This window comes from Caballeronia sp. EK (assembly GCF_014384845.1).
Classification (GTDB): Bacteria; Pseudomonadota; Gammaproteobacteria; order Burkholderiales; family Burkholderiaceae; genus Caballeronia; species Caballeronia jiangsuensis.
The window spans coordinates 275603-297433 of the sequence record NZ_JACSUE010000004.1 but is presented as its reverse complement, the minus strand read 5'-3'; the positions used below and the strand labels follow the sequence as shown (position 1 = coordinate 297433).

Below are 21831 nucleotides of genomic sequence, written 5' to 3'. Positions count from 1 at the left end.
ACGCTTCGAGTATGTTTCTTTCAATGAAAGCGTCGCATAAGAATGAACGCGTGGACCGGGAGCTTTTCCCGATCTTGCAGGGAAGCGCTCCCAATCGCGTTCCGGCTACTCCGCAGCACGATGACCCCGTGCGTAGAATGCATTCCGTGATGCCATCCGAATCCCTGCCCTCTCTCGCGAAAGACGCAGACCGTCGCGCGCCGCGCTCGCCGGCATGGCGCGATCTGGCCTGCGTGCTTGCGGTCACGCTCGTCGCCGGCGCGCTCTTCGCACGCTTCGATTTCAGCGAGTACGCGTTTCGCCTGACGCGCAGCGCCGAGCGCTTCCAGCTCGACGAACTGCCGCCGACGCTCGTCGTGCTCGCGATCGGCTTCGCGTGGTTCGCATGGCGGCGCTATCGCGAGGCGCAGTCGGAAGTGCGCCGGCGGCGCGTGCTGGAGGAAGAGGCCGAGCATCTGCTCGCGGAAAACCGGCGGCTCGCGAGCCAGGCGCTCGCCGCGCAGGAAACCGAGCGCCGCCATCTCGCGCGCGAACTGCACGACGAGCTCGGCCAATATCTCAACGCGATGTCGCTCGATGCCGGGCGCATCCGCGATCTGTCGGCGGGACGCGAGGCGGAGGTTCATCGGCTGTCGCTGTCGCTGATGCAAAGCGCGGCGCATGTGTATCGCGAGATCGGCGGGATGATCCGCAGGCTGCGTCCCATCGGGCTCGATGAATTCGGCTTGCCGACCGCGCTCGAACATTGCGTCGACGGCTGGCGCGAGCGTTTGCCCGATGCGACGTTCACGCTCGCCGTCGAAGGCGACTTCGACAATCTGAGCGATGCGCTCAACATCACGCTCTATCGGCTCGTGCAGGAAGGGCTTACGAACGTGTCGAAGTTCGCGCGGCGCTCACGCGTGGAGATTTATCTGGCGCGCGCGCCGCAGGAAATCGTCGTGACGATGGCCGACGACGGGCCGGGCGTCGATCTCGCGAAGCCGCGCGACGGGCTCGGACTGATCGGCATGCGCGAGCGCGTCGAAGCGCTCGGCGGGGAGTTTCATATCGCCAGCGAGCCGGGCGGCGGCTTCCTTTTTTGCGCGCGCGTGCCGGCTCAGGCGGGGCTGCCGTTGCCGACTTCGGGGCCGAACGAAGCAGCAGCCGACGACGCGAAATCGGCGAAGTGAAGGCCCAGGCGATTCGCGATCTGCGCAAGCTGCACGCCATTGTCCGCGCCGAATTTCTGCCGGATCACCGATTGATGATTCGCGACCGTCTTCTGACTCAAACCCAGCTTCTCCGCGATGTTCGGCAGCGTATAACCCTGCACCAGCAGACGCAGCACCTCGAACTCGCGCGCGGATAACTGCCGTCCGGGCGGCCCTTCCTGAATCGTAGCGCGCAATGCCAGCGCCTGCGAAATATCCGGGCTCAGATAGCACGCGCGACGCGCGACGGAACGCACCGCTTCCACGAGCACATCGGGCGCGCTCGCCTTCGTGACATAGCCGCGCGCGCCGGCATCGAGCGCGCGTCGCACAAAGATCGCTTCCTCGTGCACGCTGAAGATGAGCACATGCGCATGCGGTTCGCGCGCCAGCATGCGCCGCATCGCCTCGATGCCGCTCGCGCCGGGCAGCGCGAGATCCATCACGACCACATCCGGCTGCAACGCGCAAAACTTCTGGTACGCCTCGGCGGCATCCGCCGCTTCGCCCGCGACACTCACGTCGGGACTCAGTTCGAGCAGACGCTTGTAGCCTTCACGCACGACGGCGTGATCGTCCACCAGCAGCACGGAGATATCGGCAATCATGGCTTGTCTTCTCCTTCTTCTGAACCATTATCGCGAGCAAGGGCCGCGATGCGCTTCGAGTTCGCATCGTTGCGGAACATGATGGGTTGCTCCTGCGGTTCCTGCCTTGCCGTTGCCGCGCGGACCACTTCGATCACGCGCTCGTGATGCGGGGACTTGTCGCACACCGGGTCCGCATTCGCGGGGTCTTGCGTCAGCAGATACGCCTGACAGCGGCAGCCGCCCATGTCGATGGCTTTCTCGTCGCAACTGCGGCACGGCTCCTTCATCCAGCCGAAACCGCGAAAGCGATTGAAGGCATCGCTCTCGTACCAGATGTCCTTGAGCGGCATCTCGGTGACGTTCGGAAACGTGAGGCCCGGCAGCGAGCGCGCGGTGTGGCAGGGCAGCGCGGCGCCATCCGGTGCGATGCCGAGAAACACCGAGCCCCAGCCGTTCATGCAGCGCTTGGGCCGGCGCTCGTAGTAATCGGGCACGACGAAAAAGATCTTGCACTTGTCGCCGATCTCATTGCGATAGCGCTCGACCACCGCCTCGGCTTCGTCGAGTTGCGCTTTCGTCGGCATGAGCTGCGCGCGGTTCGCATGCGCCCAGCCGTAGTACTGCGTGTTCGCGAGCTCGAGATATTCGGCGCCCATCGCGAGCGCCATATCGATGATGCGTCCGATATGCGGCAGGTTATAGCGATGCAGCACGCAGTTCAGCACCATCGGAAAGCCGTACGCCTTGATGAGGCTCGCGACGCGCTTCTTGTAGTCGAAGGTCTTCGTGCTGGACAGAAAGTCGTTGAGTTCCTGCGACGAATCCTGAAACGAAAGCTGGATGTGATCGAGCCCGGCATCCTGCAATGCGCTGATGCGCTTCTCCGTCAGACCGATGCCCGACGTGATGAGGTTCGTATAGAAACCGAGCTTGCGCGCTTCCCCGACGAGCGTTTCGAGATCGTCGCGCAGGAGCGGCTCGCCGCCCGAAAATCCGAGTTGCGCTGCGCCTAACGCACGCGCCTGACGCAATACGTCGATCCATTGACCGGTATCGAGCTCGCGCGTGTGGTCCGCGTAGTTCACCGGGTTGTAGCAGAACACGCAATGCAGCGGACAGCGATACGTCAGCTCCGCGAGCAGCCACAGCGGCGGCGCTATCGGCACGCCTTCGTGCTCGGGCTTCGCGATCGGTTCGGACAAGTCGGTCATGACGCTACTCCAGCCAGCCGCGCGCACGCGCACCGGCGATGAACGCGCGCACGTCGTCGCCGAGGCCGTTCGCATTGAACGCCTGCTCCAGATCCGCGACGAGCGCGGGAATGTCGCGCGTGCCGTCGCAACGCAGGAGAATCTGCGCCGCGCTTTGATTGAGCTTCACCATGCCTTCGGGATAAAGCAGCACGTGCGCATCCTGCGCCGGCTCCCATTGCAGCCGGAACAGGCGCTTCAGTTTCGGATGCAAGGAATCGTCGGGCGCTTCAACGGCCTCTTGCTTGCGTTGAGTCGGATTCGTGTCGCTCATTGCGGGAACGCCTTTTCGATCGAATCGAGCATGGTCCAGAGAATATCGAGCTTGAATTGCAGGATATCGAGCGCGCGTTGCTGCGCCTCGCGCGTCGTGAAATGCGCGAGCGTCACTTCGAGACCGTGCTCGACATCGCGCTGGGCGAGCGACACGCGCGAGCGGAAATACGAAAGCCCTTCCGGCTCGATCCATGTGTAATGCTCGGGCCACGTCGCGAGCCGATCCTTGTGGATCTGCGGCGCGAACATTTCGGTAAGCGACGAGCACACCGATTCCTGCCACGGCGCGCGCCGCGCGAAGTTCACGTAGGCATCGACGGCGAAGCGCACGCCCGGCGTCACGAGCTTCAGCGACCACAGATCGTCGCGGGAAAGACCCACTGCATCGCCGAGGCGCGCCCATGCCTCGATGCCGCCCGGCTGATCGCCGTAGCCGTCGTGATCGAGAATGCGGAGCACCCAGCGGCGGCGCGTTTCGCGATCGGGACAATTCGACATTACCGCCGCATCCTTGAGCGGAATGTTGATCTGATAGTAGAAGCGGTTCGCGACCCAGCCGCGTATCTGTTCCTTCGAGCATCCGCCGCTGTTCATCGCCACATTGAACGGATGATGGATGTGATACGCCGTGCCCTTCGCGCGCAACTGCGCTTCGAATTCCTCGCGCGTCCACGCGGGTCCATCGTCCTTCACTTTCGAGAAGATCGGGCCTGTGGTCGGGTTGAGCATCGGGTCGAACATCGGGCGGTCTCCAGTATCCGGTGCGAATGTCATAGCTCGAAGGTCATGCCGTCGTGCGCGACTTCGATGCCGTGCTCCGACAGGATGCGTCTTTCGGGTCCATCCTCGATGAGGATCGGATTCGTGTTGTTGATATGGATCAGCACCTTGCGGACGTCCGCGCGATCGATCGAATCCAGCACTTCGATCATGCCGCCCGCGCCGCTCTGCGCAAGATGGCCCATGTCCTTGCCGGTCTTCTTCGTGAGCTTCAGCGCGATCATTTCGTCGTCGGTCCACACCGTGCCGTCGACGAGCAGCAGGTCCGCTTCGCGCATCGCGTCGAGCACGCGCGGTTCCAGTGCGCCGAGACCGGGAGCATAGAACGCGCGCTTGCCGGTCGCGGTATTCGTGAACATCAGGCCGACGTTGTCGCCCGTTTCCGGTGCATCGCGATGCGGCGAATAAGGCGGCGCCTTGCTCGACAAAGGCAGTGCGTCGATGGTCACGCGCGGCAGTTCGGGCACGGAGAACGATGCGCCATCGAGCGCAATGCGCCTGTGCTCCACACCGCAGTAATGCGAAAGAATCGACGTGAGCGGGAAGCCCGTCGAGAGGTCCTGCCACACGGCGTCGGTCGTGTAGAGCGGCAAGGGCGTGCCGCGCTCGCGCAGCATCAGGAGGCCCGTGACGTGATCGATCTGCGCATCCATCGTGACGACGGCGGCGATGCCCGTGTCGCGCACGCGGCGCGCGGGTTGCAGTTCGGGATTCGCCGCGATCTGCGCCAGAATGTCGGGCGAAGCGTTGACGAGCAGCCAGTCCTCGCCGTTATCGGTAACGGCAATGGAAGACTGCGTGCGCGCGTGCGCCGCAATGGTGCCGCGCCGCACGCCGTCGCAATTGCGGCAGTTGCAGTTCCATTGCGGAAAGCCGCCGCCCGCCGATGAACCGAGCACGCGTATTTTCAAGGGAGCATCCTCCGCAAGAGACCGTCGCGGTCGATCAGTTGATGCTTCATCGCGCCGAGAAAATGCAGGATGACCAGCGCGGCCATGATCCACGCGAGATATTCGTGGATGCCGAAAAAGATCTGCCGCAACTGCTTGTCGTCCCAACCCCATTGCGGCAGTGGGATGCCCCAGAGCTTGGTGCCGAATTTGTTGAACGACGAGCCGAGATAACCGGTGAGCGGCATCGCCACCATGCCTGCATATAAAAGAGCCTGCGTAATGCTCGCGGCGGCGCGTTGCCACGTTCGCATCGGCGGCAGAGGCGGCCGGCCATAGGCCAGGCGTACCAGGATGCGGATCAGCACCAGCAGGAAAACCGTGATTCCAAGCGACTTGTGGAAGTTGATGAGGTCCGATTTGAACGGCAGCCCGCGCGGCAGGCCGACCATATAGAAGCCGATACACAGCATCGCGATGATCGCGATCGCGATGAGCCAGTGCAACGCGATCATCGGGCGTGCGTAACGCTCGCTCGCGGCACCGATGCCGCCGTCGCGCGAGGTCGCGGATGTCCGCGCGGTGCTCATCGCATCTCTCCTATGAATGGCCAACAATCCATTGTTCATCTCCAGGCTACGAATTGGCGATCAGCAATTCCCCCCGTCCATCCACCGCGAGGTCGCCAGCGTAGCGTCGCGGCAACACATGACCGGCGAGTGTCGAAAAGGGCGCGATTTCACGGGCGAGCATGCGCGTGAACAGCAGCCAGAACACGTCGAAACCGCGGCCGCCTTCGGTGAAGGTCGGCGGAATGCGAGATGGCGCGTTTGTCAGCAACACCGTGCCGCGCCGCATCCCGTATCCCAAGTGTGCGCCCACTTTTCCTCCGATGCAGACCGAACCCGCGATCAGCCGCGACGCCGCGAAATCGCCCGCATCGCCCGCGACGAGCACCGTGCCGCGCCGCATGCGATCCGCGAGACGCGCACCCGCGTCGCCATGAATCGTGAGCGTGCCGCCCGTCATGCCTTCCATGTCGCCGGGCAACGCGCCCGCCGCGAAATCGCCCGCGTCGCCGTGAATCGAGAGACGGCCCCCTTGCATCTCGCACGCGGCGAAAGCACCTGCGTCGCCTTGTATGTGCAACTCGCCGCCGGACATCTTTATGCCCGCGTAATCGCCTGCGCTGCCGTGCACCGTTAGCGTGCCTTCGGTCATGTTCGCGCCGATGCGATCGAGCCAGTGCGCATCACCTTCGATCGTCAGCGACGGCGCTTCGTTCTCGATCAGCGCGATATCGAAGAGATCGCCGAGCGCGCACGTTTCGCCCGCGCCTTGCAGCACGATGCGCGGCAATTCGGTCCGCGAAGCAACCGCAAGTTCGACAGGCAGCAATTTCGACCCATCGACGCGAAAGCCCGGCGCATTTTTTACGCGCAACGTGATCGCGTTCATGCGCGGCTCCCGTCGATGTCCTTCGACAGTTCATGCAGCTTGAAGTGATACGGCCCGAGCTTGCCGCCGTAATTGCCCGCGGAAACGCGCAGCACGCCGCCCGCGCGGCCGATCTTCGTGGCGGCGGCGATGCCGGCCGTCATCGCGGCGCCGACATCGGCGTCGGTCAAGCCGTCGATCACGATTTCGAGCACGCACGCGACATCGGGCGTCAGCTCGCTCTTCTTCGACAATCCGACGAGCGTCGGACAGAACGCGTCATTCGTCGATGCCGTCGCGCCCGCATACTTCGAGCCGATCTTCGAACCCGAACGCACGACGCCGCCCGGAAACGGCGTAATGACGTTCGGCAAACGATGCATCGCAGCGACGGCGGATTCGGCGGCATGCAGCGCGCTGTCGATATCGCGCGCAAGAAAGAGCAGATTGCCGCCGCCGACCGCTTTCACGGTCGCGGTGAATTCCTCGCAGACGAACTCGCCGTCCATCACGGGCACGCGCCAGTAACGCGTGCCGTCGAGCACTTTCGATATCTGATAGCCGTCGCCGAAAAAACGCAGCCCAGCGCCGAGCGGCGCGTTGTCGGAAAGCGGCGCGCGCGTGGTTGCGGGATCGATGCCGCCATAGACCGCCGTCGTCGGGCACGTCAGCACGCATTGCCCGACGCGCCGCGCGATCTGCTTGGCCAATTCCTTCGACGATATCGCGAAGATCAGCACCGCGACGCCCGGCCTGCCATCGGGCGTTTCATCGCCGGTCAGATCGCGTTCGATGCCCGCCTCGCAGCCGCAATCGATGACGGACGTGGCGAAGCCTGTCAGTGAATTGGCCGCATGCCGCGCCCACGTCGAGGTATGCGCGGTGATGACGAGGCGCGTCGCCTTCATCGGGAAGGCTTCGGCGAAGGTGTCGTCGATCTGCGTGTCGTTGATGCGCATGCGTCAACTCCCGCTCGCCGCGAAGCACGCGACGGGCAAGAGCCGCCCGCCGTTGCAGCACGCGCAGATTTCGTCGTCGCCGATCGCAATATTTTCGAAGCGCGTGGCCAGTTTCGCCTCTGCATACTCGCGCACGCGCTTTTCGATCGCGCGATCGTACTCGGGGCTCACGTAGTGGATGCCGCCAGTGGGCGTGGCGAGCAGCGTGCCGTCGCGCGCGATCAGCTCGCCGTCCTTGAACACGTACGCGGGCGATGTGAACATGCGCTCGCGGTCCGCATCGTCGCGATACACGGCGATATCCGCCGCCGCGCCCGCGCCGAGATGGCCGCGATCCTTCAAACCGAGCAGTTTCGCGGGACCGGCGCGCGTGATGATCGCGATGTCGTAGAGCGAGAATTCGCGCGTGATTTCGCCGAGCGCGCTCGCGGTTTTCGCATCGGCGTTGAGCTTGTCGAGCTGCTCGTCGCGAAAGGACTTGTCCATCAGCAAGCGGATCAGGTGCGGATAGCTCGTGAAGGGCGCGCCGTTCGGATGATCGGTGGTCATCGACACGCGCCACGGATCGTCGACGAGCAGAAAGATTTCCAGCCCGATGATCCATTGCAGCGCGTTCACGAAGCTCTGTTCGCGATACTTGAACGGCACGACGCCGCAGCCCGCATCGCATTCGATATCGCCGAGCACCCATTTGCGCGGGCGGGCCATCGGTGCGTTTTTGAACTGCATCATCGTGTCGCCGGAAGCCGTGACAGTCTGACCGAAGATGATCTGGCCGACATCGATCGTCACATTGGGCCGCGCGTTCACCGCTTCGGCGATGGCCCGCGCGCCCGACGAGAACTTGCGCGGGCCTTCGGTCCCGTAGCTATGAAACTGGATATGCGTCAGATGAATGGGCAGGCCATCGGCTGCGTCCATCGTCCGGATCGTCGATTCAATGTTGCCCGGCACGCCGAGATTGCTTGCGTGGACATGCAGCGGATGCGGCACGCGCAGATCGGTGAGTGCGCGCGTGAGCGTCTTCAATACATCGCGCGGCGTGATGCCGTAATGCACGTGCTTTTCATCGACATCGAGCGAGCGCTGATTGAACTTGAACGCCGAAATGCCGCCGGGATTCACAACCTTCACGCCGAGCGCCTTGCTCGAATCGATCGTCCAGCCGACATAATCGCGCAGACGTTCGAAGTCCTCGTTCGCGGCGAGCATCTGGAGAAATAGCTCGTCGTTGCCCATCATCACGTAGGCGCCGTGATCGATGATCGGCGTGTCGCCCATTTCCAGATGCGCGTGGCGCGCGTTCGATGCGATCATCGCCGGTTCGAACGCGGCCGTGTAGCCCATTTCCGCATATCGATAGCCTGCGGCGAGCGTACCCGGCGCGCATACGCCGCACGAAGGCAGACGCATATAGCGGCCTTCGTTCGGGCGATCGGGCACGGCGCGCGGATCGTCGCGATGATCTTCGGGCAGCAGCAGACGCGACAGATTCGTCTTGCCACCGCCGATATGCGAATGCAGGTCGATGCCGCCCGCCATCACGATCATGCCGCTTGCATCGAAATCGTGTTCGATGCTTTCTCCTTGCGCATGATCGACGATGCGTCCATCGCGGATATAGATGTCGCGCTTCTCGCCGTTCACGCCGTTCGCCGGATCGTAGAGCGTGCCGCCCTTGAGACGCGCGAGGCTCATGACGGCCTCCGTGCCTGCGTGAGTTGCGAGGCAATCGCGGCGACCGTCGGCAGCGCGACATCGCGTGCGGGGTAAAGCTGCGCGACCACGGATGTATCGACGCGAAACAGATGGCCGCCGCTGTCGATGCCGGGCGTCGCGACCGGAATGAACACGGTCGGGCCTTTGCGCGCGGGCAGTGGCGTCGATGGATGGCCGAGGATGATGGCGGGCACGTCGTCGTCGAGCGATGCGGGGAGCGGCTCGGGCGCGAAGCTCGATACCCAGAGCAGCGCATCGATTTCGCCGCGGTTCAGGAGCGTTTCGGTCCGATAGCGATGCGCATCGTGATCGAGCGGCAGGCCGTATGCGACGCGCGTGCGCGACGGAAAGCCCGAGAGCCATGTGATCGTTTGATTGACGGATGCGGCGCCGTCGTCGCCGGTGAGCGCGAGTGCGCCTGCGCGCGCGGTGCGGTTGATCGCCTTCACGATGCGTTGCAGCGCCTCGATCGCGAGCGCCGCGTGTTTGGTCGGCAGCGTCGCAGGCTCGTAGATGAACGCGGTGTATTGCGCTTTTGTGATGCGCTCTGTGAGTGCGACGAGTTCCGCGACCGGAATCGGGCGGCCGCCTTCGACGTGCGCGGACCAGAGCGCGAGCGTATCGAAGGGATCGGTGTTCGACGCGATCGATTCGGCGCGTGCGTTTGCTGCTTTATCGATGTCACATCCGACGAATACGACACTTACGTCGCGGTCTTCGCGGATGGTGCGTTCATAGAAGCGCGGATAGCGCCGCGAGGGCTCGCACGCAAACACGATGACGAGATCGGCGCGCGAGCGCACTTCGGAGAGCGTCGTGAAGAAGGAACCGCGATCTTGCAGCGCGCGGTTGCTGTCGGCGAGCGTGTCGCCGTGAAGGTGATCGAGGATCGCGCCGCAATGCGCGGCGAGTTCATAGAGCGCGCGGGCGCCGGCCACGTCGGTTGTGAGGCCGCCGAAGAGCGGCCGATGTGCGTTCGACAGGATCGCCGCGGCATGAGAGAGCGCCGACGCTAGGTCGGTGTCTTGCCCGTCTATCGCGGGTTTGCGGTTTGCATCCTGCGGACTGTAGCTTGCAAGGGATGCTGCGAGCCGCGGGCATGCGGTGGACGGTGCTGCGAGCCGTCGATCGTCGGTTGGTGCGAGCGTTATGTCGTCGCATAGCATCGGGCAGAACGGACAGGTCCAGGGGTTTCTTGCTGTGGCCTGTGGGTTCGGTGTTGTTGAGGACTCGGGCATGGTCGTGCTTGTAAGCAAGGTCTATGCCGTATTTGGGTTTTTTGGTTTCTCGCCGGATCCCGTATTCGTGTCGGTTTATTAGCACTGCCCCTCCCCGGGGCGGGGGTCACTTTCTTTGCTGCTGCAAAGAAAGTAACCAAAGAAAGCAGCTCGTTTAAGCCCGCGGTCACACGTAGTTTGGCCATGCTTGCCAGCCCGCGGTGGCACTCGCCTAAGTGTCGCCCCCAAAGGCCCATCGGGCTTGGCTCGCGCACGGTCTGCCGCCCGAGAGGTTTCAGCGCGCTGGTTCAGCACGAACGAGCTTCGGCACAGCGCTACGCGCTGCCGTTGGGTATGCGAGGGAAACCGTCGAAGAAGAAGCACATGCAAACCCGATTGACCGGTCGGCCGCGAAGCGGGCCGGAGCTATTTGGTGCTGAACCAGTGACGCAAAACAGTTGGTGCGGCAGACCGTGCGCGGTCCAAGCCCTTATCTGCTTGTGGGGGCACTCGCTATTGCCGGGCCATTAGGCCAATCGTCTGTGCCGCGGCCGGCATGAAGTGCTTAGGCTGGGGATAGCTGTTTCTTTGGTTACTTTCTTTGCAGCAGCAAAGAAAGTGACTGCCGCCCCGCACAGGGGCAACGCCAATAGACCGACACGAAACCGGGATCCGGCGAAACCAAAAAACCCCCAAAAAAAACTGCTCCGCAATGCAACACACTGTCACCTATGCATCACTGAATGCAACACGTGCTTGCCAAAGGATTACAAGCGCAATCAAAGCCCACCCCCCTTGGCACAGATATTGAGTTCAGAGGTCGAAAGCCCCGCGATGCACATCGCGCCGACCCACGGTGCCATCGTGAATCGCGGAGGCCACGAGCCACGCATATGCGCCGCTGTCATCGGCACGAGCGAGATCATCGTCATTGCGGATACCGCCTGCGCCGATCAGTTCACGCGCACCGGCGAGCGCCCGCACGGAGGTGAAGGTATCGAGATCGGGCCCGGCATAAGCACCGACGTGATCGAGCGTCATCACGATCACACGCGACGGCCACCACGAACTCTCGGCATGGAGCGAACCGAGCGCGAGCCCGCCGCGATAGTCGAGCGAAAGGATAGGCTCGAAACCGCAAGCCGATGCTTCCGCGACCGCGCCGATGTCGAGCAACGTCTCGGTGCCGAACACGGGCACGATCGCGGCGGGCGACGCGGCCCGCGCGAGCCGCGCGATACGTTCGACGAGCGCACGCATCGGCGCGAATGCGGTGAAGCCCGCGTCGAGCCAGATGCGAAAGCCCTCGCCAAGGGCATCGCAAATAGCGGCGAGCGCATGGTCGTGCGCGCCGCGCTGCAGGATCGCGCCCAGATCGGCGACGTACAACGTGCGCGCGCCGGTGGCGGCGACGAGCGCACGGGCGATCGCAACCGGATCGCTCGTGGCGCACAAAGAGGACTGGATCGGCCGATAACGCGAACGCTCGCCGCGCACTGCGCGCACCGCGTGGCCGTCGAGCAGATCGAGAACGGGTATCACCTGCATGGATGGCTTTCCTTTGACCAAGATCTTTGTATTCGAGTATCTCACCGGCGGCGGCATCGATCCGGACGCCGCGGGCGCAGGCAGCCTCGCCGACCTCTCCGCGCTGATCGTCGAGGGCCGCGTGATGCGCGACGCCATCGCCGCCGATCTGCGCGCGCTGCCGGGCATCGAAGTGACCGTCGCCAGTTCGCGCTTCGAGCAGCTCGACGACGCACAAGGCTACGTGCGCGCGCAACCCGGCGAGCCGGTCATACGCTTCGTCGCCCGCGTGGCGCGCGAGCACGACTATGCCTGCATCGTCGCGCCCGAGTGCGACGGCTTGCTCCTCAAGCTTTACGACGCCGTCGGCCAGGCGCGCTGGCTCGGCTGCGCGAAGGAAGCGATCCGCGCGGCATCGAGCAAGAGCGCGACGGCCGCGTGTCTCGCCGCGCGCAGCATTCCGGCGACGCCCGCGCTCGAACCGGAGAACGCGTCCGCCGGGATCGGGCGACGCTGGGTCGTCAAGCCCGACGACGGCGCGGGCGGCCTCGACACCTACGTCTACGACGACCTCGCCGCCGCGCGCAACGAATACGCGGCGCGCGCGGAAGCGGGCCGCAATCCCGTGTTGCAGGAGTGGATCGACGGCGAGCCGCTGAGTCTTTCGCTGATTTGTCGCGAACGACTGTCGCGGCTCGTGAGCATCAATCGTCAGCGCATCGGTTTGTCGGACGCGGCGGGATCGGAACGGCGCGCGCGCATCGTGCAGTTCGATGGTGTCGATGTCGATCGCATCGACCGGCACGGTCCGCAAGGGCGCGCGCTCGAACGGCTCGCGTTGCGCGTCGCCGAAGCGTTTCCGGGTTTGCGAGGCTTCGTGGGCATCGACATCGTGTGGCATCCGGAACGCGGGCCGGTCGTGATCGAAGTGAATCCGCGTCTGACGGTCGCGTATGCCGAGTTGAGCCGGCGCGGCGGCAGGAATCTCGCGGCGGAACTGCTCGCGGCGCATCGCGTGCCCGGTTTCGACGGCGACGCCGGTTTGCTGCGCGCGTGCGGCGGAGCGGCGTCATGACGGCATCGACTTCAGCGGATGCGCCGGTGTTCGGCTGGGACGTGGGCGGCGCACACGTCAAGGTGTCGATGGCGACGCGCGCGGGCGTGCTCGCCGATGTCGCGCAATGGGCGTGTCCGCTGTGGCAGGGCATTCCGCATCTGGAACGCGTGATCGACGCGATGTTCGAGCGCTGGCCCGCCGCCGCCGATGCGTCCGCGCGTCACGCCGTCACGATGACGGGCGAAATGGTCGATCTCTTCGCCGACCGCGCGGAGGGCGTGCGCACGTTGACGCGCACGCTCGCGCAGCGGCTCGGGCCGCGCACGATGTTCTTCGCCGGCGACGGCGGCTGGCTCGCGCGCTCGGCGTGCGCGGACGGCTGGCGCAAGGTCGCGTCGGCGAACTGGCTCGCGACCGCGCAGTGGGTCGCGACGTGCGTGCCGGACGCGGTGCTCATCGATATCGGCAGCACGACGACGGACATCATCCCGATCGTCGGCGGCCGTGTCGTGGCGCGCGGCGCGAACGACGCCGAGCGGCTCATCAGCGGCGAACTGGTCTATCAGGGCATCGTGCGCACGCCGTTGTGCGGGGTCGCGCATCGCATCGCGTTTCGCGGCGAGACGAGCGGCGTGATGAACGAATGGTTCGCGACGACGGCCGATGTGTATCGACTGACGGGCGAGTTGTGGCCCGAGCACGACCAGCATCCGAGCGCCGACAACGGGCCGAAGACGGAGGCCGCGAGCCGTGCGCGTATCGCGCGGATGATCGGCCGCGACGCCGCCGATGCGAGCGATGCCGAATGGCGGCGCTTTGCGCAGAGCTGGCGGCACGAGCAGTTGCGCGCGCTGGAGACGAATCTCGCGCGCGTGATCGCGCGGGATGCGGCGCTGGCCGCTGCGCCGATCGTCGGCGCGGGCTGCGGGCGTTTTCTGGCGGCGTCGCTGGCGCGGCAGGAGGCGCGCGGTTATATCGATTTCGCGCGGCTCGCGGGCGTCGCGGACGACGACGCGACGCGCGCCGAGTGGGTATCGACGTGCGCGCCGAGCGTGGCGGTCGCGCTGCTGGCGTCGATGGCGGCGAAGGGCGCGGCAGGCAACGAAGCCCGTCCCCGCGACGATGCATCGCCGCGCGCGGCGTGATAGCGTGCGAAATATAGCGTAGCGAAGACGGCGTATCGAAACCGGGTGCGTGGCCCGGCGGCATCATCGAACGAGGACAGGAACATGTGGGTGGTGAAGATCGGGGGTAGCCTCAGCCACGACCCGGCGCTGCGCGAGTGGCTGACGCGGCTCTGGGAAGTGGGCGGAGGGCGCGTCGTGATCGTGCCGGGCGGCGGCGATTTTGCGGACGCGGTGCGGCAGTATCAGCACGAATGGCAGTTCGACGATCTCGCGGCCCACAACATGTGCCTGCTCGCGATGGCGCAGTATGCGATTCTGATGCAGGGCGTGGTGCCGGAGCTCGTGCTGGCGTCGAACGAGGATCGCATTCGGCGGGCATTGCGAGATGGGCGCGTCGCGGTGTGGGTACCGACGGATCTGATGCGCGCGACGCCCGATTCGATGACCAACTGGGATACCACTTCGGATAGTCTTGCCGCGTGGCTTTCGACGTTGCTCAATGCCGAGCGGCTGATGATCGTGAAGTCGTGTGATGTCGATGCGGATACCCCGCTGGAGTCGCTCGCCGCGAAGGGCATCGTGGATCGGCGGTTTCCTGCTTATGTGCGGGATGCGAATTATATTGTGGAGATTTTTAGTAAGGCTGATGCGGCGGTTATGAGGGATCGGTTGTTGAATGTGGCGGTTTGAGGGTTTTTGTCGCCGGATCCCGATTTCTTATTGGTTTATTAGCACTGCCCCTGTGCGGGGCGGCAGTCACTTTCTTTGCTGCTGCAAAGAAAGTAACCAAAGAAAGCAGCTCGTTCAGGCCCGCGGTCACACGCACGTTGGTCAGGCTTGCCAGCCCGCGGTGGCCCTCGCCTAAGTGTCGCCCTCGAAGGCCCAATCGGGCTTGGCTCGCGCACGGTCTGCCACATCGTACCGCTTGCTTCACTGGTTCAGCACCAAATAGCTCCGGCCCGCTTCGCGGCCGATGGGTCAATCGGGTTTGCGCGTGCTTCTTTGCTGATGCCTCTCCCATAGATGGTTTCCCTCGCATACCCAACGGCAGCGCGTAGCGCTGTGCCGAAGCTATTTGGTGCTAAACCAGTAACGCGAGTGGCGCGACGCGTCAGACCGTGCGCGATCCAAGCCCGGTATGTCCTTTGAGGGCGACACTTAGGCGAGTGCCGCCTGCGGCTGGCAAGCGTGGCCAACGTGCGTGTGACCGCGGGCCTAAACGAGCTGTTTCTTTGGTTACTTTCTTTGCAGCAGCAAAGAAAGTGACTGCCGCCCCGCACAGGGGCAGTGCTAATAAACCAACACGAAAACGGGATCCGGCGACAACCCAAGCAACCCGCCCAAACTAACCCCCAAACCCATGCAAAGCCCGAACCCACATCCCCACGCGGCTGGGATCAAGCCGCCCCCCCCTCCCATGACGCTCATCACACAGCGCCCCGCGAAACCCGGCAATATCCGGCGCAAGCCTGCGAATCCTGTCGAGATCGCCCCAGCCAAGAGAACCAGCGACCGCAATCATCGTCCCGCGAGCGCGCGCATCGACGATGCATGAAGCAAGCGCGTCCGCATCGACGCAATCGAACAACGTCCGTCCGTCCTTGCTCGCCGTATCGAACACGATGCCGACAAAGCCCAATTGAACCGCCAGCGCGGCCAGCTCACGATCCACGCCATCATCCGATAGCAACACCGGCACCACCGCCGCCGGCAAGCTCGCCAGATGCCGCAAGCAGGCGGAAGCGCCAGCACCGGGCGTCACCCCGACCTTCACATAATCGACACCCGCCGCCGCGACATCGAGCACGCGCGCAGTCATCTCGTCGAGCGCATCGTTGGGCAAGTCGCCGATGGTCGCGCTGATCGGCCGCACCGCATAGCGCGCGCGCAACGCCCGCACGATAAGCGCAATATCGCCGATCACCACGCCGCCCAGCGCGCCCGCGTCCGGCTCCTTCAGGTCGATCAGTTCCGCGCCGGCGTCGGCGGCATCGAATGCTTCGTCGGCCGAGCGGACGCTCGCGAGCAATGCGGTCATCGTGAAAACTCCAATGGAAATGCCACGGAAGATGCTTCAGGTGAGCGCTTTGGCGCGATGCGCCTCGATTGCCCGCAAGAGCCATTGCCATGCTTCACGCTCGACATCGCCAGCGGTCTTGTCGATCGCGATCTTCAGGTATGCAATCTCGCTGTCCACTTTCTCCGCCGGCAGCATGAAGAGCCGGCTCACCAGAATCGCGCCTTCGACGACAGCGGCCTGCGCGCGATTGAAGCCCGCAAACGGCGCGTGCGTCGCGCGATGCACGCATGCCATGCGCAGCGTCGGACGCGTTTCGTCGTCGACAAGTTCAGCGAGACGCAGCTCGGTATGCGCAAGCGTGGATGCGAGCCGCACGCTCGGCACCGTGTCCGCGGCGAGCGTCGGCCAGTCGCGCGCGTAGCCCGTCACGCAGCCCGCGAACACGCGCACGTCCGTCGTGAAGTTGATGACGGCGCTCTGCGTCGCGATGACGTTGTCGAGCGTCGTCGATGGCCGGAACGGCGCGAGGATCGCGAAACCGTCCTCGAAACGCACGCCCATCGGCGCGATGTGGGGCCGGCCATCGCGATCCGCGGTCGTGACGATGGTCTCGTAAATCATGATGGTCGGCGAAAGTCTTCGAAGCCGCACGAAATGACCGCGAAACGCTTCGGCGCGGCTTCGTGCGGGTTTGATCCGCGTTTAGCGGGTGGCGATATACATCGTGATTTCAAAACCAAAACGCATATCGGTGAAGCTTGGCGTGGTCCATTGCATGCGCGTTCCTCCATGTGAGTTGGGTTGATGCCTCGGTTACCGCTTCAATGATTTGCCGATGCGGACGAATCCGCCAGGCGGCCGGGAGGGGGCCGGCACTTCGACGATGCAAGCGCCATGCCAACGGCATGAAGCGGATGCCGAAGAACGCGGCTCGCTCATCGTGAGCGCCGACTGTGACGAAATCAGAACAAAGTGTCCCACTCGCGCAGCCACAAACGCATCAGGGCTAATCCCGACTAAGGCATCGCTTATGGTCCGGCAAGTTATTCGTGAATTCCTTTCCTCGCGGCCAGTGCGTAGTCTGGAATCACAGCGGGCAACACAAGCGCGACGGTCGCTTCGGACATCGGGGCGCACGTCACTCTCATCTCACTGTCGAGGAAACGGAATGAACGACTTCAGCAAGGCCGCCGTCGAGGCGGCGCGCAATCCGTCCGATCCGCGCTCGCGCTATGCGGCCGGCGTCATGAAGTATCGCGAGATGGGCTACTGGCAGCCCGACTACACGCCGAAGGATACGGACGTGATCGCGCTCTTTCGCATCACGCCGCAAGCGGGCGTCGAGCCGGAAGAAGCGGCCGCCGCCGTCGCGGGGGAATCGTCGACGGCGACGTGGACCGTCGTGTGGACCGACCGTCTCACCGCGTGCGACATGTATCGCGCGAAGGCGTATCGCGTCGAACCCGTGCCGAACGCACGCGCCGACGAGCCGCAATACTTCGCGTACATCGCCTACGAGCTGGATCTCTTCGAGGAAGGATCGGTTGCGAACCTGACGGCGTCGATCATCGGCAATGTGTTCGGATTCAAGCCGCTGAAGGCGCTGCGTCTGGAGGACATGCGCATTCCGGTTGCGTATCTGAAGACATTCCAGGGCCCGCCGACGGGCATCATCGTCGAGCGTGAGCGGCTCGACAAGTATGGGCGGCCGCTGCTCGGCGCGACCGTGAAGCCGAAGCTCGGGTTGTCGGGAAAGAACTATGGACGTGTCGTGTATGAAGGACTGAAGGGCGGTCTCGACTTCCTGAAGGACGACGAGAACATCAACTCGCAGGCCTTCATGCACTGGCGCGACCGCTATCTCTTCGCGATCGAAGCCGTGAATCGCGCGCAGGCCGAAACCGGTGAAGTGAAGGGCCATTACCTGAATGTGACGGCCGGCACGATGGAAGACATGTACGAGCGCGCCGAATTTGCCAAGGAACTGGGCTCGTGCATCGTGATGATCGATCTGGTGATCGGCTGGACCGCGATTCAGTCGATGTCGAAATGGGCGCGTCGCAACGACATGATCCTGCATCTGCATCGCGCGGGGCATGGCACGTACACGCGGCAGCGCAATCACGGGATTTCGTTCCGCGTGATCGCGAAGTGGCTGCGCATGGCCGGCGTGGACCATGCGCATGCGGGCACGGCGGTGGGCAAGCTGGAAGGCGATCCGTTGTCGGTACAGGGCTATTACAACGTGTGCCGCGACGCGCGCAATGAGCCGGATCTGTCGCGCGGCATTTTCTTCGATCAGCCGTGGGCGGGTTTGCGCAAGGTGATGCCGGTGGCGTCGGGCGGCATTCACGCAGGACAGATGCATCAACTGCTCGATCTCTTCGGCGATGACTGCATTCTGCAATTCGGCGGCGGCACGATCGGGCATCCGCAAGGTATTCAGGCCGGTGCGACGGCCAATCGCGTTGCGCTCGAATCAATGGTGAAGGCGCGGAATGAAGGGCGCGATATTGCTAATGAAGGACCGGAGATTCTTGAAGCTGCTGCGCGGGGGTGTACGCCGTTGAAGCAGGCGCTCGATACCTGGCGCGATGTGACCTTTAACTATGCTTCGACGGATACGCCGGATTTTGCTGTTACTGCTACGGCGGTGTAAGGGGTTTTTTTCTTCGCAGGATCCCGTATTCGTCTCGGTCTATTAGCACTGCCCCTATGCGGGGCGGCAGTCACTTTCTTTGCTGCTGCAAAGAAAGTAACCAAAGAAAGCAGCTCGTTCACGCCCGCGGTCACACGCACGTTGGCTATGCTTGCCAGCCGCAGGCGGCACTCGCCTAAGTGTCGCCCTCGAAGGACTTACCGGGCTTGGCTCGCGCACGGTCTGACACGCTAGAAGTTTTAGCGCGCTGGTTCAGCACCAAATAGCTTCGGCACAGCGCTACGCGCTGCCGTGGGGTTTGCAAGGGAAACCATCTATAGGAGAGGCATTAGCAAAGAAGCGCGCGCAACCCGATTGACCGGTCGGCCGCGAAGCGGGCTGGAGCTATTTCGTGCTGAACCAGTTTCTTGTGTGGTGCGATTTGTCGGACCGTGCGCGGTCCAAGCTCTTGTCTGCTTGCGGGGGCACTCGCTACTGCCGGGCCATTAGGCCAATCGTCTGTGCCGCGGCCGGTGTGAAGTGCTTAGGCTGGGGATAGCTGTTTCTTTGGTTACTTTCTTTGCAGCAGCAAAGAAAGTGACCCCCGCCCCGGGGAGGGGCAGTGCTAATAGACCGACACGAAATCAGGACTCTACAAACGCATAAGCAAACGATAAGGATGCCGAAATGAAAATCACCCAAGGAACATTCTCCTTCCTTCCCCCCTTAACCGACGAGGAAATCTCCAAGCAAATAAATTACGCCCTAGACCAGGGCTGGTCATGCTCAGTGGAATACACCGACGATCCCCATCCCCGCAACACGTATTGGGAAATGTGGGGCTTACCGATGTTCGACCTCCGCGATGCCGCCGGCGTCCTGATGGAGGTGAACGAATGCCGCAAGACGTATCCGAACCACTACATAAAAGTGAACGCCTTCGACTCGGTGCGTGGCTTCGAAACGATGCGTCTGTCGTTCATGGTGAACCGCCCGGAGCAAGAAAGAGGCTTCCGCCTCGAACGCCAAGACGACAAAAACCGCGTCCAGCGCTACGCAATCCGCACCTACGCAACCGATCGCCCGAGCGGCGAGCGCTATTGATGAGGAGAAGACATCATGAGCGCCGCAGCCACGCTCGAAGAAGAAGCGCCTCTTCAAACCACAGCCGACCTGATGGCGCTCTACCGCGAATCGCGCATCGGCGAAGTGCTGGCGGAACTGGATCGCGATCTCATCGGTCTCGCGCCGGTCAAGACGCGCATCCGCGAGATCGCCGCGCATCTGCTCGTCGAGCGCGCACGCAAGACGCTCGGTATCGCGTCGGGTGCACCCACGCTGCACATGTGCTTCTCGGGCAATCCCGGCACCGGCAAAACCACGGTTGCGCTGCGCATGGCGCAGGTGCTGCATCGGCTCGGCTATATCCGGCGCAATCATCTCGTTTCGGTGACGCGCGACGATCTGGTCGGCCAGTACATCGGCCATACCGCGCCCAAAACGCGCGAAGTGCTCAAGCGTGCGATGGGCGGCGTGCTCTTCATCGACGAGGCTTACTACCTGTATCGCCCGGAGAACGAGCGCGACTACGGGCAGGAAGCCATTGAAATACTGCTGCAGACGATGGAGAACCAGCGCGACGATCTCGTCGTGATTCTCGCGGGATACGAATCGCGCATGGAGACGTTCTTTCACAGCAATCCAGGCTTCCGCTCGCGCATCGCGCATCACCTCGTGTTTCCCGACTATGCGCCCGACGAGCTTCTGCAGATCGCCGAGCACATGCTGACCGACATGCACTATCGCTTCGACGAAGACGCGCGTTGCGCCTTCGAAGCGTATCTCGCGCATCGCATCAAACAGCCGAACTTCGCCAACGCGCGCTCGGTGCGCAATGCGCTGGATCGCGCGCGTCTGCGTCAGGCGAATCGTCTGTTCGCCGCCGCCGAAAACGGCAGCGCCATCGCCGACGCCGATGCATTGATGCAACTCGACGCAAGCGATATCCGCGCGAGCCGTGTGTTCACCGATTCACGATGAAGAAAGGAGAGCGCGATGCAGGATGGACGCACGACCTTATCGAAGTTCCTGATCGACACGCTGGACCGCAAGCCCGGTCCGGAAGCCGCGAGCGGCCTGTCCGCGCTTCTTATCGACGTGGCCGCATCGATCAAGACGATCGCCGCCGCATTGACGCGCGGCGCGCTGGGCGGACAGCACGGCTCGGCGCAATCGATCAACACGCATGGCGAGGAACAGAAGAAGCTCGACCTCGTGACCAACGATATCTTCCTGCAACATTGCGAGTGGGACGGTCTGCTCGCGGGCATGGTGTCGGAAGAAATGGAGCGCGTCTATGCGATTCCCGAGCCGTATCCGCGCGGTGAGTATCTGCTCGCGTTCGATCCGCTCGATGGCTCATCGAACATCGACATCAACGGCGTGGTCGGCTCGATCTTCTCCGTGCTCAGACGCGGCGGCGATGAAAGCGGCCCGCCGGATGACGCATCGTTTCTGCGCCCCGGACGCGAACAGGTCGCGGCGGGCTATGCGATCTACGGACCATCGACGATGCTCGTGCTCTCCGTCGGCAACGGCACGCACGGCTTCACGCTGGAGCGCGATGTCGGCAATTTCGTGCTCACGCATTCCGATATCCGCATTCCCGAGGATTCGTGCGAGTTCGCGATCAACGCATCGAACGAGCGCTTCTGGGAGCCGCCCGTGCGCCGCTACGTGCAGGAATGCAAGGACGGCCGCACCGGTTGCCGCGCGCAGGACTTCAACATGCGATGGATCGCGTCGATGGTCGCGGAAGTGCATCGCATCCTCATGCGCGGCGGCGTGTTCATGTATCCGCGCGACTTCAAGACGCCCGAGATGGAAGGACGCCTGCGTCTGCTCTATGAAGCGAGCCCGATGAGCTTCATCGTCGAGCAGGCGGGCGGGCTGTCGATCACGGGACGCGAGCGCATTCTCGATGTCGAGCCCGAGGCATTGCATCAGCGCGTGCCGGTGATTCTCGGTTCGCGCAATGAAGTCGAGCGCATTCAGCGCTATCACGGCGAATACGATCGCGGCGAGGACAAGCCGTTCACGTCGCCGTTGTTCAAGGAACGCTCGCTGTTCCTGCCGGAGACGGAAGCGTAGA

The 21831-nt window shown here is 63.6% G+C and carries 22 protein-coding genes; 8 read left to right on the top strand and 14 right to left on the bottom strand.

Annotation, left to right across the window (positions count from 1 at the left end; all coding sequences use genetic code 11):
• Positions 1-149: 149 nt before the first annotated feature.
• On the top strand, positions 150-1172 hold the full coding sequence (locus tag IAG25_RS13680; protein WP_187605331.1) for an ATP-binding protein: 1023 nt from the start codon (positions 150-152) through the stop codon (positions 1170-1172).
• On the opposite strand, the gene IAG25_RS13675 is transcribed toward IAG25_RS13680, so the two are convergent.
• The 11 genes from IAG25_RS13675 to IAG25_RS13625 all read right to left on the bottom strand — a co-directional run bounded on the left by IAG25_RS13675 (position 1100) and on the right by IAG25_RS13625 (position 11859).
• Positions 1100-1801, bottom strand: coding sequence for a response regulator (locus IAG25_RS13675; RefSeq protein WP_187605330.1), 702 nt, complete (start codon positions 1799-1801; stop codon positions 1100-1102). The two genes, IAG25_RS13680 and IAG25_RS13675, sit on opposite strands and share 73 nt — an antisense overlap.
• Entirely contained in the window at positions 1798-2994 is a 1197-nt protein-coding gene (gene pqqE, locus IAG25_RS13670; RefSeq protein ID WP_187605329.1) for a pyrroloquinoline quinone biosynthesis protein PqqE, read from the bottom strand. The genes IAG25_RS13675 and pqqE overlap by 4 nt, the downstream gene beginning before the upstream one ends.
• A 4-nt stretch (positions 2995-2998) precedes the next feature.
• Positions 2999-3307: a pyrroloquinoline quinone biosynthesis peptide chaperone PqqD gene (gene pqqD / locus IAG25_RS13665; RefSeq protein WP_238293435.1), complete on the bottom strand. Its 309-nt coding sequence runs from the start codon at positions 3305-3307 to the stop codon at positions 2999-3001.
• Positions 3304-4050, bottom strand: coding sequence for a pyrroloquinoline-quinone synthase PqqC (gene pqqC / locus IAG25_RS13660; RefSeq protein ID WP_187605328.1), 747 nt, complete (start codon positions 4048-4050; stop codon positions 3304-3306). The genes pqqD and pqqC overlap by 4 nt, the downstream gene beginning before the upstream one ends.
• Positions 4051-4079: 29 nt before the next feature.
• A complete protein-coding gene (pqqB, locus tag IAG25_RS13655) occupies positions 4080-5000 on the bottom strand; it encodes a pyrroloquinoline quinone biosynthesis protein PqqB (RefSeq protein WP_187605327.1) in 921 nt (306 codons plus the stop codon).
• Positions 4997-5569: a cytochrome b gene (locus IAG25_RS13650; protein WP_187605326.1), complete on the bottom strand. Its 573-nt coding sequence runs from the start codon at positions 5567-5569 to the stop codon at positions 4997-4999. Before IAG25_RS13650 ends, pqqB begins: the two co-directional genes overlap by 4 nt.
• Before the next feature lie 46 nt (positions 5570-5615).
• A complete protein-coding gene (locus IAG25_RS13645) occupies positions 5616-6437 on the bottom strand; it encodes a formylmethanofuran dehydrogenase subunit C (protein WP_187605325.1) in 822 nt (273 codons plus the stop codon).
• A complete protein-coding gene (gene fhcD / locus IAG25_RS13640) occupies positions 6434-7375 on the bottom strand; it encodes a formylmethanofuran--tetrahydromethanopterin N-formyltransferase (RefSeq protein WP_187605324.1) in 942 nt (313 codons plus the stop codon). Before fhcD ends, IAG25_RS13645 begins: the two co-directional genes overlap by 4 nt.
• Positions 7376-7378: 3 nt before the next feature.
• A complete protein-coding gene (locus tag IAG25_RS13635) occupies positions 7379-9073 on the bottom strand; it encodes a formylmethanofuran dehydrogenase subunit A (protein ID WP_187605323.1) in 1695 nt (564 codons plus the stop codon).
• The gene (locus IAG25_RS13630) at positions 9070-10332 is read right to left on the bottom strand and encodes a formylmethanofuran dehydrogenase (protein WP_187605322.1); all 1263 of its coding nucleotides are present in this window, start codon (positions 10330-10332) and stop codon (positions 9070-9072) included. Before IAG25_RS13630 ends, IAG25_RS13635 begins: the two co-directional genes overlap by 4 nt.
• A 792-nt stretch (positions 10333-11124) precedes the next feature.
• The gene (locus IAG25_RS13625; RefSeq protein WP_187605321.1) at positions 11125-11859 is read right to left on the bottom strand and encodes a HisA/HisF-related TIM barrel protein; all 735 of its coding nucleotides are present in this window, start codon (positions 11857-11859) and stop codon (positions 11125-11127) included.
• Between the two features lie 13 nt (positions 11860-11872).
• Here IAG25_RS13625 and IAG25_RS13620 point away from each other — a divergent pair, with 13 nt between their 5' ends.
• The 3 genes from IAG25_RS13620 (at position 11873) to IAG25_RS13610 (ending at position 14712) form a co-directional block, all read left to right on the top strand.
• Entirely contained in the window at positions 11873-12913 is a 1041-nt protein-coding gene (locus tag IAG25_RS13620) for an ATP-grasp domain-containing protein (RefSeq protein ID WP_187605320.1), read from the top strand.
• The gene (locus IAG25_RS13615) at positions 12910-14040 is read left to right on the top strand and encodes a hydantoinase/oxoprolinase family protein (RefSeq protein ID WP_187605319.1); all 1131 of its coding nucleotides are present in this window, start codon (positions 12910-12912) and stop codon (positions 14038-14040) included. Before IAG25_RS13620 ends, IAG25_RS13615 begins: the two co-directional genes overlap by 4 nt.
• A gap of 84 nt (positions 14041-14124) precedes the next feature.
• Positions 14125-14712: an amino acid kinase family protein gene (locus IAG25_RS13610; RefSeq protein WP_187605318.1), complete on the top strand. Its 588-nt coding sequence runs from the start codon at positions 14125-14127 to the stop codon at positions 14710-14712.
• Positions 14713-15367: 655 nt separating this feature from the next.
• Here IAG25_RS13610 and IAG25_RS13605 read toward each other — a convergent pair.
• From IAG25_RS13605 to pqqA, 3 genes are all read right to left on the bottom strand, one after another.
• Complete coding sequence (locus IAG25_RS13605) at positions 15368-16060, bottom strand: (5-formylfuran-3-yl)methyl phosphate synthase (RefSeq protein WP_187605317.1); 693 nt, start codon at positions 16058-16060, stop codon at positions 15368-15370.
• Positions 16061-16096: 36 nt separating this feature from the next.
• A complete protein-coding gene (locus IAG25_RS13600; protein WP_029672370.1) occupies positions 16097-16663 on the bottom strand; it encodes a DUF447 domain-containing protein in 567 nt (188 codons plus the stop codon).
• 81 nt (positions 16664-16744) lie between these two features.
• Positions 16745-16819 (bottom strand): pyrroloquinoline quinone precursor peptide PqqA, encoded by a 75-nt coding sequence (gene pqqA, locus IAG25_RS13595; protein ID WP_008354335.1) that lies wholly within the window; start codon positions 16817-16819, stop codon positions 16745-16747.
• Positions 16820-17210: 391 nt separating this feature from the next.
• Between pqqA and IAG25_RS13590 the strand changes: the two genes are divergently transcribed.
• The 4 genes from IAG25_RS13590 to IAG25_RS13575 all read left to right on the top strand — a co-directional run bounded on the left by IAG25_RS13590 (position 17211) and on the right by IAG25_RS13575 (position 21830).
• Positions 17211-18701 (top strand): form I ribulose bisphosphate carboxylase large subunit, encoded by a 1491-nt coding sequence (locus IAG25_RS13590; protein WP_187605316.1) that lies wholly within the window; start codon positions 17211-17213, stop codon positions 18699-18701.
• Between the two features lie 666 nt (positions 18702-19367).
• Positions 19368-19784: a ribulose bisphosphate carboxylase small subunit gene (locus IAG25_RS13585; RefSeq protein WP_187605315.1), complete on the top strand. Its 417-nt coding sequence runs from the start codon at positions 19368-19370 to the stop codon at positions 19782-19784.
• 15 nt (positions 19785-19799) lie between these two features.
• A complete protein-coding gene (cbbX, locus tag IAG25_RS13580) occupies positions 19800-20720 on the top strand; it encodes a CbbX protein (RefSeq protein WP_187605314.1) in 921 nt (306 codons plus the stop codon).
• A 15-nt stretch (positions 20721-20735) separates the two neighbouring features.
• Positions 20736-21830, top strand: coding sequence for a class 1 fructose-bisphosphatase (locus IAG25_RS13575; protein WP_187605313.1), 1095 nt, complete (start codon positions 20736-20738; stop codon positions 21828-21830).
• Position 21831 lies beyond the last annotated feature (1 nt).